General features: G+C 61.2%; 12 protein-coding genes and 7 pseudogenes. 10 read left to right on the forward strand and 9 right to left on the reverse strand.

From position 1 onward, the window contains the following. Positions 1–423: 423 nt before the first annotated feature. The 3 genes and pseudogenes from AC6CIG_RS16655 to AC6CIG_RS16665 all read right to left on the reverse strand — a co-directional run. On the reverse strand, positions 424–1,044 hold the full coding sequence (locus tag AC6CIG_RS16655) for a nucleotidyl transferase AbiEii/AbiGii toxin family protein (RefSeq protein WP_498323267.1): 621 nt from the start codon (positions 1,042–1,044) through the stop codon (positions 424–426). A gap of 28 nt (positions 1,045–1,072) precedes the next feature. Then, positions 1,073–1,297 (reverse strand): annotated as a pseudogene (locus AC6CIG_RS16660) (nucleotidyl transferase AbiEii/AbiGii toxin family protein); the annotation flags it as partial. Between the two features lie 39 nt (positions 1,298–1,336). Next, positions 1,337–1,606 (reverse strand): annotated as a pseudogene (locus AC6CIG_RS16665) (type IV toxin-antitoxin system AbiEi family antitoxin domain-containing protein); the annotation flags it as partial. A gap of 154 nt (positions 1,607–1,760) precedes the next feature. Between AC6CIG_RS16665 and AC6CIG_RS16670 the strand changes: the two are divergent. The 4 genes and pseudogenes from AC6CIG_RS16670 to AC6CIG_RS16685 all read left to right on the forward strand — a co-directional run bounded on the left by AC6CIG_RS16670 (position 1,761) and on the right by AC6CIG_RS16685 (position 4,493). Further along, positions 1,761–2,555 (forward strand): DEAD/DEAH box helicase family protein, encoded by a 795-nt coding sequence (locus AC6CIG_RS16670; protein WP_498323268.1) that lies wholly within the window; start codon positions 1,761–1,763, stop codon positions 2,553–2,555. Next, a complete protein-coding gene (locus AC6CIG_RS16675; protein WP_498323274.1) occupies positions 2,507–2,878 on the forward strand; it encodes a hypothetical protein in 372 nt (123 codons plus the stop codon). The genes AC6CIG_RS16670 and AC6CIG_RS16675 overlap by 49 nt, the downstream gene beginning before the upstream one ends. Positions 2,879–2,916: 38 nt before the next feature. Further along, a pseudogene (locus tag AC6CIG_RS16680) lies at positions 2,917–4,020 on the forward strand (IS110 family RNA-guided transposase). A gap of 206 nt (positions 4,021–4,226) precedes the next feature. After that, positions 4,227–4,493, forward strand: coding sequence for a hypothetical protein (locus AC6CIG_RS16685; protein WP_498323044.1), 267 nt, complete (start codon positions 4,227–4,229; stop codon positions 4,491–4,493). Between the two features lie 481 nt (positions 4,494–4,974). Here AC6CIG_RS16685 and AC6CIG_RS16690 read toward each other — a convergent pair whose 3' ends face one another. Beyond that, complete coding sequence (locus AC6CIG_RS16690; RefSeq protein WP_498323270.1) at positions 4,975–5,346, reverse strand: hypothetical protein; 372 nt, start codon at positions 5,344–5,346, stop codon at positions 4,975–4,977. A gap of 429 nt (positions 5,347–5,775) precedes the next feature. Here AC6CIG_RS16690 and AC6CIG_RS16695 point away from each other — a divergent pair. The 3 genes and pseudogenes from AC6CIG_RS16695 to AC6CIG_RS16705 form a co-directional block, all read left to right on the forward strand. Then, positions 5,776–6,037 (forward strand): annotated as a pseudogene (locus AC6CIG_RS16695) (CopG family ribbon-helix-helix protein). After that, positions 6,037–6,312 (forward strand): type II toxin-antitoxin system RelE/ParE family toxin, encoded by a 276-nt coding sequence (locus tag AC6CIG_RS16700; RefSeq protein ID WP_498323045.1) that lies wholly within the window; start codon positions 6,037–6,039, stop codon positions 6,310–6,312. The pseudogene AC6CIG_RS16695 and the gene AC6CIG_RS16700 overlap by 1 nt, the downstream one beginning before the upstream one ends. A 25-nt stretch (positions 6,313–6,337) precedes the next feature. Next, a pseudogene (locus tag AC6CIG_RS16705) lies at positions 6,338–6,615 on the forward strand (integrase); the annotation flags it as partial. A gap of 585 nt (positions 6,616–7,200) precedes the next feature. Here AC6CIG_RS16705 and repC read toward each other — a convergent pair. From repC to AC6CIG_RS16730, 5 genes and pseudogenes are all read right to left on the reverse strand, one after another. Further along, positions 7,201–7,299: pseudogene (gene repC, locus AC6CIG_RS16710) on the reverse strand (replication initiation protein RepC); the annotation flags it as partial. Positions 7,300–7,301: 2 nt separating this feature from the next. Then, a pseudogene (locus AC6CIG_RS16715) lies at positions 7,302–8,046 on the reverse strand (FAD-dependent monooxygenase); the annotation flags it as partial. A 104-nt stretch (positions 8,047–8,150) separates the two neighbouring features. Continuing rightward, positions 8,151–8,930: an SDR family oxidoreductase gene (locus AC6CIG_RS16720; RefSeq protein WP_127711344.1), complete on the reverse strand. Its 780-nt coding sequence runs from the start codon at positions 8,928–8,930 to the stop codon at positions 8,151–8,153. A 31-nt stretch (positions 8,931–8,961) separates the two neighbouring features. After that, a complete protein-coding gene (gene dgoD, locus AC6CIG_RS16725; RefSeq protein ID WP_498323047.1) occupies positions 8,962–10,110 on the reverse strand; it encodes a galactonate dehydratase in 1,149 nt (382 codons plus the stop codon). 57 nt (positions 10,111–10,167) lie between these two features. Beyond that, a complete protein-coding gene (locus AC6CIG_RS16730; RefSeq protein ID WP_498323049.1) occupies positions 10,168–10,935 on the reverse strand; it encodes a FadR/GntR family transcriptional regulator in 768 nt (255 codons plus the stop codon). Positions 10,936–11,125: 190 nt separating this feature from the next. Between AC6CIG_RS16730 and AC6CIG_RS16735 the strand changes: the two genes are divergently transcribed. The 3 genes from AC6CIG_RS16735 (at position 11,126) to araH (ending at position 14,657) form a co-directional block, all read left to right on the forward strand. Continuing rightward, the gene (locus tag AC6CIG_RS16735) at positions 11,126–12,109 is read left to right on the forward strand and encodes an arabinose ABC transporter substrate-binding protein (protein ID WP_102765095.1); all 984 of its coding nucleotides are present in this window, start codon (positions 11,126–11,128) and stop codon (positions 12,107–12,109) included. 65 nt (positions 12,110–12,174) lie between these two features. Beyond that, entirely contained in the window at positions 12,175–13,701 is a 1,527-nt protein-coding gene (araG, locus tag AC6CIG_RS16740; protein ID WP_127711352.1) for an L-arabinose ABC transporter ATP-binding protein AraG, read from the forward strand. Between the two features lie 2 nt (positions 13,702–13,703). Beyond that, the gene (gene araH / locus AC6CIG_RS16745) at positions 13,704–14,657 is read left to right on the forward strand and encodes an L-arabinose ABC transporter permease AraH (protein WP_498323052.1); all 954 of its coding nucleotides are present in this window, start codon (positions 13,704–13,706) and stop codon (positions 14,655–14,657) included. The last annotated feature ends 8 nt before the right edge of the window (positions 14,658–14,665 follow it).

The raw sequence follows: 14,665 nt of genomic DNA on the forward strand, positions 1-14,665 counted from the left end.
GATGTCCACATCCCAGGTGTCGCAGGAAGGCGGGGAACTTTGACCGGTTCGGACGTGACGTTGGCCCCCAAAATGCCCCAAGAGATACATGAACGCCGCTCAATGTCGGAGTTCGGGCCGATGGATTGGCACGGGGATGTCGGCATTGTACCGCCTTGTACCACCGGGCGCGAGATCTCGAATTTCCGCACCGGGTCGAACCCGACCCTCCCAGCCGCCAATCCGAACGTCTTGAAAGTCCGCATCTCGGCCATTCGGGCTAACCGCTGCAGACGACCGGTCACCACCCTGCTGAGACGATCGGAAGCGGGCGACACGCCCCCAGCCGGGATGTCGGCTCCTATCCCTCGCCTTTACGGGAGCAGAACGTGAGACCCGCCATCCGACACTGGGCAGTTGATCGGATGCGAACTGCTGACCCTGTCATTGCCATCGAGCAGGCGACATCTCGACGCAGACTGAAGGTCTGACGCCAAGCTCATTATTCCCAGGTTCGCGGCTGCAATAGCGTGCGGCATCAGGAACGCGGCAATCTCCGCGATGACACTCGTTACCCGGATTGTGCGCAACGCCTTCGACAAAAGCGCGCCATTGCCGTTGCTTTTGCTCGTCCTTAGCAAAAGCATCCGTCAAAGCATCCGGTAGTAGGTCTTCTGGGATCGGCGTTTCGCGGCGCTCGAAGGTGGCGGCGATTGCGCGCGCCAGCCTGTCATCATCGAAATCAAAGGACCTGCTGAAAATCCAGATGTCGTAAAAGTCCTTCATCCGGCTGTTCACGCGCCCGAGCATGACCATCGCCTGGAACTTCTCGGCGATGACCGTCTCCCGCGCATAGGCCCGCAGCCGTGGCGCCGGGAAATCCAGCATGCAAGGATAGTCCAGTATCTCCGCTCCGGGCTCCAGCGCATCGCCAAAGCCAATGTCGATCGTCAGGTTGATCCGGGCGCCGCTGATTGAAGCAACGACCCGTAGCCGAGCCCACCATATTCCAGCTCCTCCGGATGCGATCCACCCGCAGAGTATCGGCGTCGAACATGACACCATCGTCAATCTCTAGCGCCAGAATTTCCCGAAATGTCTCCAGCATCGGGTCCGGTTCGGGGCTGCCAAAGCCCAGAAGGTCAAGGTCGCGCGTGCCGCGGTGCGGATCGTCGAACCATCTCATCATAAGCACGGCGCCCTTCAGCACGAAACGACCGGCATGGGGTGACCGGCTGAGCCGGAACAGTAACCGCTCAAGCGCAAAACGAGTCAGAACCAGATCGAAGCTTTGTCCGCTTGCCTTGGCCAGTTGCACAGGCGGGCGCGCACCGAGGCACCAACATTGCTGATGTCCTTAGCCATTGGCGGTCAGTGCCTCGAGATAGGGGCGGATCACGGTGCCAACACCACCACGTTCGGCCTGGTTGGCAATTTCGCTAGGCGTGGCCTTGCGCTGCCGCAGCGCTTCCTGAAGCCCCTCGATCGCCACAGAAAGGCCGATCTTGCTGCGATGGCGGAAGCAATCGGCAATTGTTTTGGCAATCCCAAAGACCTTCACGGGAACGCCTTCAATGACATGGGTTTCGACGCTTTCGTTGAGTAGGCTGCCCGTGAAACGCACGATGCAAATTGGGATGAGACTTCGGAAGAGATTGGGCGCATTCGGCGGCGCTTGGCCGAACTCGATGCCGAGCGCGCGGCGCTTGAGCGTGCGCTGGAAGCGCTCGAGCAAAAGATGGCATCCGATAGTCGGGCATCCGAAGGATCGGCCTCTGCCGATGCGCCGGTCACCAATAATTCGCCATCGATCGAGAAAATCGAACTGTTTCGCCGCTTGTTCGCGGGACGCCCCGAGGTTTTTCCTGTTCGATGGGAAAACTGAAAGGCTGGGCGCTCAGGATATTCGCCGGCCTTCCAGGGCGAGTTGCGACGGCCGCAGGCAAAGGCTTTCGACGCTCTCGTTGCTCACGACAACGGCGTGCTCGCGGCGACGACCGCCTTCGGCAAAACCGTTGTCGCCGCAGCGCTCATTGCGAAGCACCCTTATCCTCGTCCACCGACGGGAACTGCTCGATCAATGGGTCACGCGTCTCAGTTCCTTTCTGAATATCGACTCGAAGCAGATCGGCATTATCGGCGGCGGGAAAAGAAAGCCGACGGGCGTCATTGATGTGGCGCTCATCCAGAGCCTTGTCCGCAACGGTGAAGTTGCGGACCTTGTCGCCGACTATGGCCATTTGATCGTCGATGAATGCCACCATCTGTCCGCCGCAAGCTTTGAGCTTGTCGCTCGCCGGTCGAAGGCGCGATACGTGGTGGGCCTATCCGCGACCGTCGCCGGAAGGACGGACATCATCCAATCATCTTCATGCAATGCGGCCCCGTTCGCCATCGGGTTGATGCAAGAGTTCAGGCTGCCGAACGCGGCATTCGTCATCGCGCTCGCGATCGTGCAACGAAGTTCGAGTTGCCGCCGTCCCTGGCTTCGCTCGAACGCCCTTCGATGCCCGCGATCTATGCGGCTTTGGCGCAGGACAGCGGGCGGAACGCTCTCATTTTCGATGATGTGCTGAGATCGCGCGAGGCGAAGCGTTCCCCCGTCGTGCTGACCGAGCGGAAGGACCATCTCGATTATCTTCAGCAGCGCTTCGCGCCGTTCGTGAAGAATCTCGTGGTGTTGCGCGGCGGCATGTCCGCGAGCGACCGAAAACTGGCAAAGGCGGCTTTGCGGGTCGCGGATGACCAGGAGCGGCCGATCATCGCGACGGGCCGCTACATCGGCGAAGGCTTTGATGACGCCCGGCTCGACACGTTGTTCTTGACGATGCCGATCGCCTGGAAGGGAACCTTAGACCCAATGATCGTCATTCTCCCCGTCCGCGGGGCCGGTGGGTAGCATGGGAGCCGCCAATGTTGCTCACCCGGAGGATGACGATGAAAGAAATGAAGTTCATTGGTCTTGACGTCCACAAGGAGACCATCGCGGTTGCGATTGCTGATGGCGGTCGGGATGGCGAAGTCCGGTTTTATGGAACGATCCCGAATACGCCGGAAGCTGTTCGCCGGCTTTTCGAACGGCTTTCCGGTTCAGGTTCCGATCCGCAGTTCTGCTATGAAGCGGGTGGGTGCGGTTACGGAATCTATCGCCAGCTTCGGCAGCTCGGGGCCGTCTGCAGCGTCATATCGCCGGCGATGATGCCGAAGAAGCGTGGCGACCGGATCAAGAACGATCGCCGCGATGCAGTTGCCTTGGCGCGCTTGCTGCGGGCAGGCGAATTGACGGCCATCTGGGTGCCCGACGAGGACCACGAAGCGATGCGCGATCTTGTCCGTGCCCGGCGGCAGGCGAAGGAGGATCTTGTCGCCGCTCGCCAGATGTTGCTCGGGTTCCTGTTGCGGCACGGGCGCAAGTATTCCGGGCGGACGAACTGGACACGGATGCACTGGCGTTGGCTGGGAGAGCAGGCCTTTTCCTCCCCGCACCAGCAGTTCGTCTTTGCCGAAGGCATTCGCCGCATCGACGAGGCACAGGCCCGGTGTGACCGGCTGGACCGCATGCTTCAGGAGGCGATACTGGGCTGATCTCTGGCGCCGCTCGTCAAGGCATTGCAGGCGTTGCGCGGCATCGGCCTCGTGATCGCCGCCACATTGGTGACCGAGATCGGCGACTTCGGCCGCTTCCGAACGCCGAAGCACCTGATGGGCTGGCTCGGCCTAGTTCCCTCCGAGGCGTCGACCGGAACGCGCACCCGGCGCGGCGCGATCACCAAGACCGGCAATGGGCAAGCGCGGGCGATGCTGGTAGAGGCCGCCTGGTCCTACCGCCTTCCGGCCCGCGAGGAGAAACGCTACCGCATGCGCGTCGAGGGGCTTCCGGAAGAGATCAGGGCCATTGCGTGGAAGGCGCAGGCCCGATTATGCCAGCGCTACCGCCGCCTAGCGGCGGCAGGCAAGTCGCAGCCGAAAGTGATCACGGCCATAGCCCGCGAACTGGCCGGCTTCGTTTGGGACGTGAGCCGGCAGGTCCAATCGGGCTGAAGCCGCTCGGTGGCGTCGACACCGCAACAGGGAGGCCTAGGATCTGATCATCACATAGCAACCTGACTGGCGTGCCGCGAAATCCAGGCATGATGGGAAATCCTCGGACTACGCTGGGGCGAGCGTACGGCTCATGCCCGTCCTTAGAGTGAGGGAAGGCCCGCGACGAAGATGGGAAATGCGGTAATCAATCCGCGGATGAGAGCGTGATCAATCGTCGTCCGATCGGATCGCGGCACCCCAGTCAGGTTGAAATCATCACCCGCCGATGTAAACTCGGCGATGGCTTTTTGTGCGTTCCCACGCCCATGACGATCATGAGAGCGCAGTATGTCGGTCGTCTGCATCGTCTGCATGATGGCAAGAAAGATGTCCTGGTCGTCGACTATGTCGATAACACAGTGCCGGTCCTGGCCTGGATGGCTGCGAGGCGTCGCGCGGGTTATCGGGCGCTGGGCTACATGATCGAGTAGGCGCCCTGCGCGGAGCGGAGTGCCCCTGGCCGGTTCACAGCGACCCCTCCCCATCTTCCCCCCGTGAAGCCGCAACTTCAGAATTGGGATTGCTCCAATCGAAAGCGGCAAGCTCAAAGCCTGAACGCGCCGAGGCCGACGTCGACAGGCTGAAGGCCGAAAATAGGCCCCTGCGCGACTAAATCGCCTATCTGAAGGAGCTGCCGTCCCGCCCGCCCTTCGACCAAATGGGATGGAGAAAGCGACGGATCCGGAGACCAATGCTTCCGAGTACGGACTGCGGACCTTCATCACCAGGCGCAAGATCTCCGGCGGCACCCTCAGCCGCGACGGCCGCATTGCTTCGCGGTGTCATGCTGGGCCTCACGAAGACCTGCCCAGCTCGCGTTTGCCACTATCTCGGTGATCCCCTCCTTGGTCCGGAAACCGGCGGGTCAAAAGTACCGCCGCTGGCCGACCTGTGGCATGCACCGCCTGACGGTCACCCCTTCCGCGAAAATGGCACGAGATTGCCGCCTTGCGCGGCGCCTGCTCTTTTTTCCTTTCGCAAGAGCTGCGGCGAGACGTTCCATTGCCGGCCGTTGTCGCCGTGCACCGTCACCGTTTTGCGGTTTCGACGGATGACGATTCCGGCCTGCGTCTGGCCGTTATTGTCTTCGAACATCACGCGCTCGCCGATCGCCAGTTCAAGCAAAGCATGCGTCGTCTTCTGCTGATGTAGAACGTGCAGCCGATCGACGACCGCGTCGTGCAATTCAATCAGCTCTGCTTCGTTCAAGGCGTCAAGGTTGATCCCGTGCGTCCTGGGCCTCCATTCCGGACGATCGTCACTCCGAAGTTCGACCAATGCAATGCGGATCAACAGCTACCCACAACATCATCAACCAGCTGAGTTTCGGCGCCGCCATCCTTTGCCCCACGTACACCCTGCCTAGCGGCAGCACGAGCAATTCATGAAGAATTAACCGTATGATTTCGTTTCATTTCGCAAACGGAATCTAACTCGGCTCATCTTTCTGTCATCCGGACGCCGAATTCCGTGCCCGATCACTACCGATAGTATTCAAGTATCGTAGTGATCGATTTAGCCGGTTTTTGCCGTTTGTGGCACCTTTGATGCTACTCTGAGGCGGATCCTCGAGATGGAGCCTGTCCCAAGCGATGTCCGGGCAGCGCCCCAACCCTTGATTTCGCTTCAATAATCAATAATAATCACTGTGATTGAAAATGAATCGGCAGGAGCCGAACATCGGCAGGAGCCAAACTTCGGCAGGAGCCAAACATGGAAACGAAGGTGCTGACGGCGCACGTACCACTGCCGCTCGCCGAGAAAGTCGATCAGATCGCGGCCCGGCTTGAGCGCTCGCGCGGGTGGATCGTCAAGCAGGCGCTGACCGCCTGGGTCGACCAGGAAGAGGAGCGCCGACGCTTGACGCTGGAAGCGCTTGCCGACGTCGACGCTGGCCGTGTTATCGATCACCAGGCCGTCCAGGCCTGGGCCGACAGTCTTGATAGGTGACAAGCCGCTATCCTTGCCGCTGTGATGAAGCTTGGGTGGACGAATAAGGCAGTCGCCGATCTTGGGCGCCTCTATGATTTCCTGACACCGGTAAATCGGCAAGCTGCGGCTCGTTCTGTGCAATCGTTGACGAGCGCTCCAGCACGCCTGCTCGAACAATCGCGTATCGGCGAACGGCTGGAGGAATTCGACCCTCGAGAGGTTCGGCGAATTCTCGTTGGCCATTACGAAATACGGTATGAGATCCGGCAGTCGACGATCTACGTGCTGCGGCTCTGGCATACGCGTGAAGACCGTTAGGAGGTGCAAACGGAAAGGCGTTCTTGTGGCAAAGGGGACCTGTCCTGTGACAATCGGCGAGGATGCGATCCTGCGCCGCGCCGAAGAGCTCGACGCGCTCGACGCCATCCTGCCGTTCGACCGACGCGACCAGCTCGCCGCGCTGCTGACCGGCGACGACGTCGCGACCCTGAAACATCTCGCAAGCGAAGGCATGGGCGAGAACACGCTGCGGGCGCTCGCCTCCGACCTCGGCTACCTCGAGGCCTGGTGCCCCTGGCGACCGGTGACCCCCTCCCCTGGCCTGCGCCAGTTGGACTTTTGGGGGCGGTACGGCCCTGATACTCCAGATCGATCACCGCGAGAGTTTCCACGTCGACATTCTCCTCGATGATCCGCAACTTCTGCCATATCTGAATCCGAAGACACAGGGTTACGCCCTCGACATCAGCCCTGGATCCGATGGGTCGCGGACGTTGAAGATTGTTTTCGAGAATGTTGGCGAAAACGACTTTATCTGTGCCCCCAGCCTGACCGGCAACTCGGCGCTGAGAGTGAAGGTGCGCGGGTGACACGTTCTGCTCGAAGCCCCCGGCGAGATCATCACAAAGAAGGTTTACTACCCCCCCGATGCAGCCCCGCGACATGTTCGATATCGCTTGCGTCATGGAAACTCACGGCGTGGAATACCTCAATGACGCCCTAGCGGCGGATAAATGCGAGGCGGCCCTGAAAGTTGCTCGCCAGATGAAACGCAGTTCGCGGAAACCATCATGACGAGACTTCTCTAACGAAAGAGCTTCTCCGATATTCCGCACGTGCCTTAGTCAATGACGATTGAACTCCTGGAAACCATCTGCACTGGCGCAAAGACCTAGCGGACGATACGGAGCCTAGCGGTCCCGGGGCGCCGTTCGCCCGCATCACCGCCATCAGCATTGGCCCGAGCGAAAACTCGCCGCGTGCCGCCCTTCGCGTGAGATCACGCAGGTAGCCGCCGGCGTTGGTTAGGACGCCGCTTGCCTGGCCATGTCGGGGAACCGAGATATCCATGTGGGGCTGTGCGCCCCGAAGTCGGTTCCGCACGCGGCGATGAGCGCGGCGCTAACTTCGCACAGGGTGGGCTAGCCAGCCGCTCCGCGGACATGCCGTTCGGGTACTAGAACGCGTACCGGCCCTTCGTCCTTATAGACAATCTCGCCATCACGGATCTCATACTCCAACCTGCCGAACGAGTGGATGCCAAGAGAAGTATGGTGAGTGCCCATCGGGGGCATTTCGACCTCCGCGATAAGGCTGCTTGTCGTCGATTCCCATCCAGGGAACTCAATCCCTACTATCTTCCGAACAAGGCTGCGCCCACCATCACGCCCGACGAGGTATTCGGCCCGAAGCGATTGACCCTTCTACGCCGATGTCGTCCTGAGCAAAGTCCGATACCGCACTTCCGCAATATATCGTGACGTCTAGCTTGTCGTCCCTGCCGGCAAGTATCCGCTCAATGTGGTTCTGCCATCGACCGAGCCCGTAGGGGTACCTGGTCGGGAAGTCGCTAATGTCGAGCTTGGCCGCGGCGGACCTGACCTGGGCCACCTGTCCTTCCGAGAGGAACCGGTCAGCGATGCCCCGCTGATCAAAAACCTCAATGTTGCGGGAATGGAGACCGCACGCACGCGACGCCACAACGTCCGGAGTGCCGCGACGCTCGACAATGGCAACATCGGTTCCGGCCAGCGTCAGCTCGCACGCGAGCATAAGTCCAAGCCACGCGACATTTTGATGAATTCAAACTTCATCGAAATGTCTTGGCGAGCGGCTCTTTTGCCACGGCGGTAACCACCTGCCGCGCGGGAGAAAGCTCAAGCCGGATGATGCAGGACGCTCAACCCGCCATCCACCGTCAGGCAGGTCGCGTTCATGAAAGGGCACTCGTCGGAGATCATGAAGACGGCGGCGCGGGCGATCTCTTCTGCCGTCGCGATGCGGCCGCCCGGGTGGAGCTTCATGGTTGCCGCCTCGGCTGCCGCCGGGTCCGGGAAACTGTTCCAGTAGTCGTAAGCCTTCTGGGTCAACACATAACCCGGTGCCAGCGCATTCACGCGAATGCCCTTTGGGGCATATTCGATGCCGAGCGCCTTCGTCATGCCGAGCAGCGCGTGCTTTGCGACGGGGTATGGAAAGGTGTGCGGAATGATGGTGAAGGCATGGGTGGACGCAATGTTGAGGATCGCCCCGCCGCCCTCTTCGATCAGGCCAGACAGCACCGCCTTGCAGCAGTTCCAGGCACCACGGAGGTTGATGTCGAAACAGCGCTGCCAGTCGGCATCGCTCATCTCCAGCGGCTCCGAGAAGACGTTGACCCCGGCATTGTTGACGAGCGCATTGATCGGACCGATCGATGAAGCGGCTGCCGACACCACCGCCTCGATCGCATCGGCGTCCGTAATGTCGGCTTCGGCGTAGGCGAGCGCCCGCCCCTCCCGCTGCAGCCGCTTCGCCTCCATTTCAAGCAGGGGACCGTCTCGGTCGACGAGGAAGAGTGCTGCCCCCTCCGAAAGGAACACTTCGGCAATCGCAAGGCCGATACCCTGCGCCGCACCGGTCACCATGATCCGCTTGCCTTTAAGCCGGTCACTCATCCCTTGCCTCCCTTCGGTCCGCGCATAGTCTTCACCATTCGGCAACACTGCCGTCCGCATGCCGCCAGATCGGATTGCGCCAGCGATGCCCCTCCTTCGCGCGTTCGATCACATAGGCCTCGTCCACCTCGATGCCGAGACCGGGCCCCTGCGGAATGGAAACGAAGCCGTCTTCGTAAGCGAAGACCTCCTTGTTGGAGATGTAGTCGAGGATGTCGTTCGCCTCGTTGTAGTGGATGCCGAGGCTCTGCTCCTGGATGAAGGCGTTATAGCTGACGGCATCGACCTGTAGGCAGGCGGCAAGCGCAATCGGCCCGAGAGGGCAGTGCGGCGCCACAGCCACGTCGTAGGCCTCGGCCATGGCAGCGATCTTGCGGCATTCGGTGATCCCGCCGGCATGGGAAAGATCCGGCTGAATGATGTCGACGAAGCCGTCCGAGAGAACCGATTTAAAGTCCCAGCGCGAATAGAGCCTTTCGCCGAGTGCGATCGGCGTCGAGCAATGATTGGCGATTTCCCTCAGGGCTTCGCGGTTCTCGGAAAGCACGGGCTCCTCGATGAACATCAGTTTGAACTGCTCTAGCTCCTTGGCGAGTACCTTCGCCATCGGACGGTGGACCCGCCCATGGAAATCGACGCCAATGCCGATATGAGGGCCGATCGCATCGCGGATCAGCCCTATCGTCTCTACCACCTTGTCGATCTTATCGTTGGTGTCGACGATCTGCATCTCCTCGCAGCCGTTGAGCTTGATCGCCTTGAAGCCGCGGGCGACCACCTCGCGCGCATTGTTCGCGACATCGCTCGGGCGGTCGCCGCCGATCCAGGAATAGACCTTGATCCTGTCACGGCACTGGCCGCCGAGCAGAGAGTGGACGGGCTGACCGAGCGCCTTGCCCTTGATGTCCCAAAGCGCCTGATCGATGCCGGCAAGCGCACTCATATGGATGGCGCCGCCGCGGTAGAATCCGCCGCGATAAAGGACGTTCCAATGGTCCTCGATCAGGAAGGGGTCCTTGCCCACGAGATAGTCCGAAAGCTCGTGAACGGCAGCTTCGACCGTCAGGGCGCGCCCCTCGACCACGGGCTCTCCCCACCCCACGACACCCTCATCGGTTTCGATCTTGAGAAACAGCCAGCGCGGCGGAACGATATAGGTGGTCAGCTTCGTGATTTTCATGAAATGCGTCCAATCTGAATAGGAATATGGCGATCCGAACGGCGTCTATGTTGGTGGTCAGCCTTGCGGCGAACGCCGCTCGACGGCGACGGCAAGATCACGTGCGGCAAGGTCCAGCAACTGGTACGAACAGTTGCGCGCTGCCGCCGTGTCGCGCATCCGCAGCGCTTCGACCAACTGCCTGTGGATTTCCACGGCGTCGCCGCAAGTGTCCGCCGCCTCGTTCGAGGCTTGCAGAGAGAATTTGAGGCCCGCCTGAATGATGCTCGCCAGCTGCTGAAACACCTGATTGTGGCTCGCCTTCAGGAGCGATTCGTGGAAGGCGACGTCCGCCGCAGTAAACTTCACGATGTCGCCTTCGGCGTCCTTCATCTGCTGCCAGGCGCGCTCGATCGCGGCGATTTCCTGCACCGTCGCGCGCGCAGCAGCCAGCTCCGCCGCAACCGGCTCGATCGCACGGCGCGCTTCCAGAATACAGTTCAGAAGATCGAACTGAAAAATCCGGTCGCCGATCCACTCCAGGACCTGTTGGTCGAGAATGTTCCACTCGTCCTTGCTGCAGACGACGGTGCCTACGCGCGAACGCCCGCGCACAAGGCCCTTCGATTCGAGAATCTTCAGCGATTCCCGAATCACCGTGCGGCTGACGCCGTAGCGCTCGCACAGGTCGTTCTCCCGCGGCAGGAAACTGCCTGCCGGATAGTCGTCGCCGCAGATCTCGGCGGCGATCGCCCGCGTCACATCCTTCTGGACACGGGGCCGGCGGGAAGGCGCGCCGCTCGGTTCCATCGATTGATCCTGTTGTCCTTGCACCGAAATCTCCATGCGCGGGCCGCTATTTGCCTGGGACTTGAAGCGATGCTTATCGCAATTGAGCCGAAGTGACGACCCTTCGAGCAGCATGCATTATCAGACACGCGATTATCATTCATCATACATGTTCAATTGACAAGTATGATCTTTCCATCATACACAAATGCGGCTGCTGGGAGCAGTTCGAACAGGGAGAGAAATCATGCGCTTTATCAAAGCCGTCGCTTTGGCCGGCACCGTCGCGATTCTTGCTGCAACATCCGCCTTCGCCGCCGACGTGAAGATCGGCTTCATCGTGAAGCAGCCGGAGGAGCCGTGGTTCCAGGACGAATGGAAATTCGCCGACGAAGCGGCCAGGGAAAAGGGCTTCACGCTCGTCAAGATCGGCGCCCAGGATGGCGAAAAGGTCCAGTCGGCCATCGACAATCTCGGCGCCCAAGGCGCGCAGGGCTTCATCGTGTGCACGCCGGATGTGAAGCTCGGCCCCGGCATCGTCGCCAAGGCGGCAGCCAACGACCTCAAGTTGATGACGGTCGACGATCGGCTGGTCAACGCCGACGGCAGCCCGATCGAGGACGTTCCGCATATGGGCATCTCCGCCACCAAGATCGGCGAGACCGTGGGCGAGGCGATCGTCGCGGAGATCAAGAAGCGCGGCTGGGACATGAAGGAAGTCGGCGCTATCCGCGTTTCCTACGACCAGCTCCCGACCGCCGTGGACCGGGTGGAAGGCGCGCTCTCCGTTCTGAAGGCGAACGGCTTCCCCGAAGCCAACATCTTCGACGCGCCGCAGGCAAAGACCGACACCGAAGCCGCTCTCAATGCCGCGACAGTCGTTCTCAACAAAAATGCGGGCATCAAGAAGTGGATCGCCGTCGGTCTCAACGACGAAGCCGTGCTTGGCGCAGTGCGTGCAACCGAGACGGTCGGCATCCCCGCCGACAGCATGATCGGCATCGGCATCGGCGGCGCGGACTCCGCGATCAACGAGTTCAAGAAGCCTACCGCGACGGGCTTCTACGGCACCGTCATCATCTCGCCAAAACGCCACGGCTACGAGACGGCCCTCAACATGTACGAGTGGATCGCCAACGGCAAGGAACCGGAAAAGCTGATCCTGACCGCCGGCCAGCTCGCGCTGCGCGACAACTATGAGGCCGTCCGCAAGGAACTCGGCATCGAGTGAGCCCTGCTCCGACTGAAACGAGCCCGGTGTCGCCAAGCGCCGGGCGTCCTTCCCGGAGCGCTGCAATGCAGGACTTTCTGGAATTCCAATCGATTTCAAAAGGCTATCCCGGCGTTCAGGCGCTGTCGGAGGTCTCCTTCTCTGTACGCAAGGGCGCGGTTCACGGGCTGATGGGAGAAAACGGAGCCGGGAAGTCCACCTTGATACGGGTGCTCTCCGGAGACCAGGCGGCCGACACCGGCGAGATCCGCATCGACGGTGAGCCGCAGCACTATCGTTCCGTACGCGATGCCTTCACCGCGGGCGTCATCGTCATCCATCAGGAACTGCAGCTCGTACCGGAGCTGACGGTCGCCGAAAACCTTTGGCTCGGCCGCTTCCCCGGCAATGCCGGCGTCATCGACCGTCGACAATTGGTTCGCGTCGTCTCCGACAGGCTTAGGGAAATCGGTATCGACGTCGATCCCGAGGCGAAGGTTGCATCCCTGTCAATCGGCGAGCGGCAGATGGTCGAGATAGCCAAAGCGGTGATGACCGACGCTCGCGTGATTGCCTTGGACGAGCCCACCTCTTCGCTCTCCTCGCGAGAAAGCGAAATCCTTTTCGCCCTGATCGAAAGATTGCGGTCGAACGGCACGGTCATCCTCTATGTCTCCCATCGGCTGGACGAGATCTTCCGCCTGTGCGACAGCCTGACCGTGCTGAGAGATGGCCGGCTCGCAGCCCATCATCCGGACATCTCGAAAGTCGGCCGCGAGCAGATCATCGCCGAGATGGTCGGGCGGGAAATTTCGAACATCTGGGGTTGGCGCGCCCGGACGCTCGGAGCTGCGAGGCTTTCGGTCGAAGGCGTTTCCGGCACCACCCTGCCCCAACCGATCAGCTTTGCCGTCCGCGCCGGCGAGATTCTCGGCTTCTTCGGCCTGATCGGCGCGGGCCGCAGCGAAATGGCCCGTCTGGTCTATGGCGCCGATCGCCGGCGGCAGGGCAAGGTCCTGATGGATGGCGCCGCCGTACCGGCGAACAGCCCGCGGCTGTCGATCCGTGCCGGCGTCGTTTTGTGCCCGGAAGACAGGAAGTCCGATGGCATCGTGCACGGGCGCTCGATCGAGGAGAACATGGCGATCTCCTCCCGCCGTCATTTCTCGCCCTTCGGGGTTGTCGACAAGCGTAAGGAGGCGGACCTTGCCGAGCGTTTCATCGCGAAGCTGCGGGTGCGCACGCCCTCGCGCCACCAGGACATCGTCAACCTTTCCGGCGGAAACCAGCAGAAGGTGATCCTTGGCCGCTGGCTGTCGGAAGAAGGCGTCAAGGTGCTTCTGATCGACGAGCCGACCCGCGGCATCGATGTCGGCGCGAAATCGGAAATATACGAGATTCTTTACGAGCTTGCGGCTCAAGGCATGGCGATCGTCGTCATTTCGAGCGAACTGCCCGAGGTCATGGGGATTGCGGACCGCATTCTCGTGATGTGCGAGGGTCGGATCGCGGCCGAAATCGACCGGAGCGATTTCGACGAACACCGGATACTCGCAGCAGCACTTCCGGATGCCTCAGCCACGACGGCCACCCTTCCCGAACAGGTAAGCTGACCATGACGACTTCCTTGAAAAAAATTCTTCTCGGCGAACAGGGCCTGCTGGTGATCTTTGCCGCCGCCTTCGTGGTGGTGTCTCTGACGGTTCCGAATTTCCTCACCGAACGCAACATGCTCGGCTTGCTGCAGTCGGTGGTGACCATCGGCGTCGTCGCCTGCACCATGATGTTCTGCCTGGCCTCACGCGACTTCGATCTTTCGGTCGGCTCTACCGTAGGCTTCTCGGGAATGGTTGCCGTAATGGCGTCGAACGCGACGGGCTCGATCGTGCTCGGCCTTCTGGCGGCTCTTGCCTGCGGTGGGATCGTTGGTCTCGCGAACGGCATCGTGATCGCCCGTTTCCGCATCAATGCGCTCATAACGACGCTGGCGACGATGCAGATCGTACGCGGCTTCGCCTTGATTGCATCGGACGGCCGTGCCGTCGGGATCAACGATCCGGCATTCTACCAGCTCTCTCTGTCGAAGTTCCTGACGGTACCCACGCCGATCTGGGTGATGGCCCTCTTTTTCATCGTGTTCGGTTTCCTGCTCAACCGGACCGTCTTCGGCAAGAACACCCTTGCGATCGGCGGCAACCCGGAGGCCTCGCGGCTGGCCGGCGTCGACGTTGCGCGAATGCGCATCTGGATCTTCGCCCTGCAGGGGCTGGTATGTGCGGTAGCAGGGGTGCTGCTCGCCTCGCGCATCACTTCGGGTCAGCCGAATGCGGCCACAGGCCTCGAACTCTCGGTGATTTCCGCCTGCGTTCTCGGCGGCGTCTCGCTTGCCGGCGGCCGGGCGACCATGACCGGGGTCGTCGTCGGCGTTCTGATCATGGGTATTGCCGAGAATGTCATGAACCTGCTCAACATCCAGGCCTTCTACCAGTATGTGGTGCGTGGTCTCATCCTGCTGATTGCGGTCCTCCTCGACAATATGCGCTCTGTCGCCGGCAGGTCGCGAGGGTGATTTCCGGC

This window comes from Sinorhizobium sp. GQ132 (genome assembly GCF_059758575.1).

What these genes read in the sequence shown, in the direction of transcription:
- AC6CIG_RS16655 (WP_498323267.1), bottom strand. Translation starts at nt 1,044, where the DNA reads ATGGTGTCATGTTCGACGCCGATACTCTGCGGGTGGATCGCATCCGGA.
- AC6CIG_RS16670 (WP_498323268.1), top strand. Translation starts at nt 1,761, where the DNA reads ATGCGCCGGTCACCAATAATTCGCCATCGATCGAGAAAATCGAACTGT.
- AC6CIG_RS16700 (WP_498323045.1), top strand. Translation starts at nt 6,037, where the DNA reads ATGAAGCTTGGGTGGACGAATAAGGCAGTCGCCGATCTTGGGCGCCTC.
- AC6CIG_RS16720 (WP_127711344.1), bottom strand. Translation starts at nt 8,930, where the DNA reads ATGAGTGACCGGCTTAAAGGCAAGCGGATCATGGTGACCGGTGCGGCG.
- dgoD (WP_498323047.1), bottom strand. Translation starts at nt 10,110, where the DNA reads ATGAAAATCACGAAGCTGACCACCTATATCGTTCCGCCGCGCTGGCTG.
- AC6CIG_RS16730 (WP_498323049.1), bottom strand. Translation starts at nt 10,935, where the DNA reads ATGGAGATTTCGGTGCAAGGACAACAGGATCAATCGATGGAACCGAGC.
- AC6CIG_RS16735 (WP_102765095.1), top strand. Translation starts at nt 11,126, where the DNA reads ATGCGCTTTATCAAAGCCGTCGCTTTGGCCGGCACCGTCGCGATTCTT.
- araG (WP_127711352.1), top strand. Translation starts at nt 12,175, where the DNA reads ATGCAGGACTTTCTGGAATTCCAATCGATTTCAAAAGGCTATCCCGGC.
- araH (WP_498323052.1), top strand. Translation starts at nt 13,704, where the DNA reads ATGACGACTTCCTTGAAAAAAATTCTTCTCGGCGAACAGGGCCTGCTG.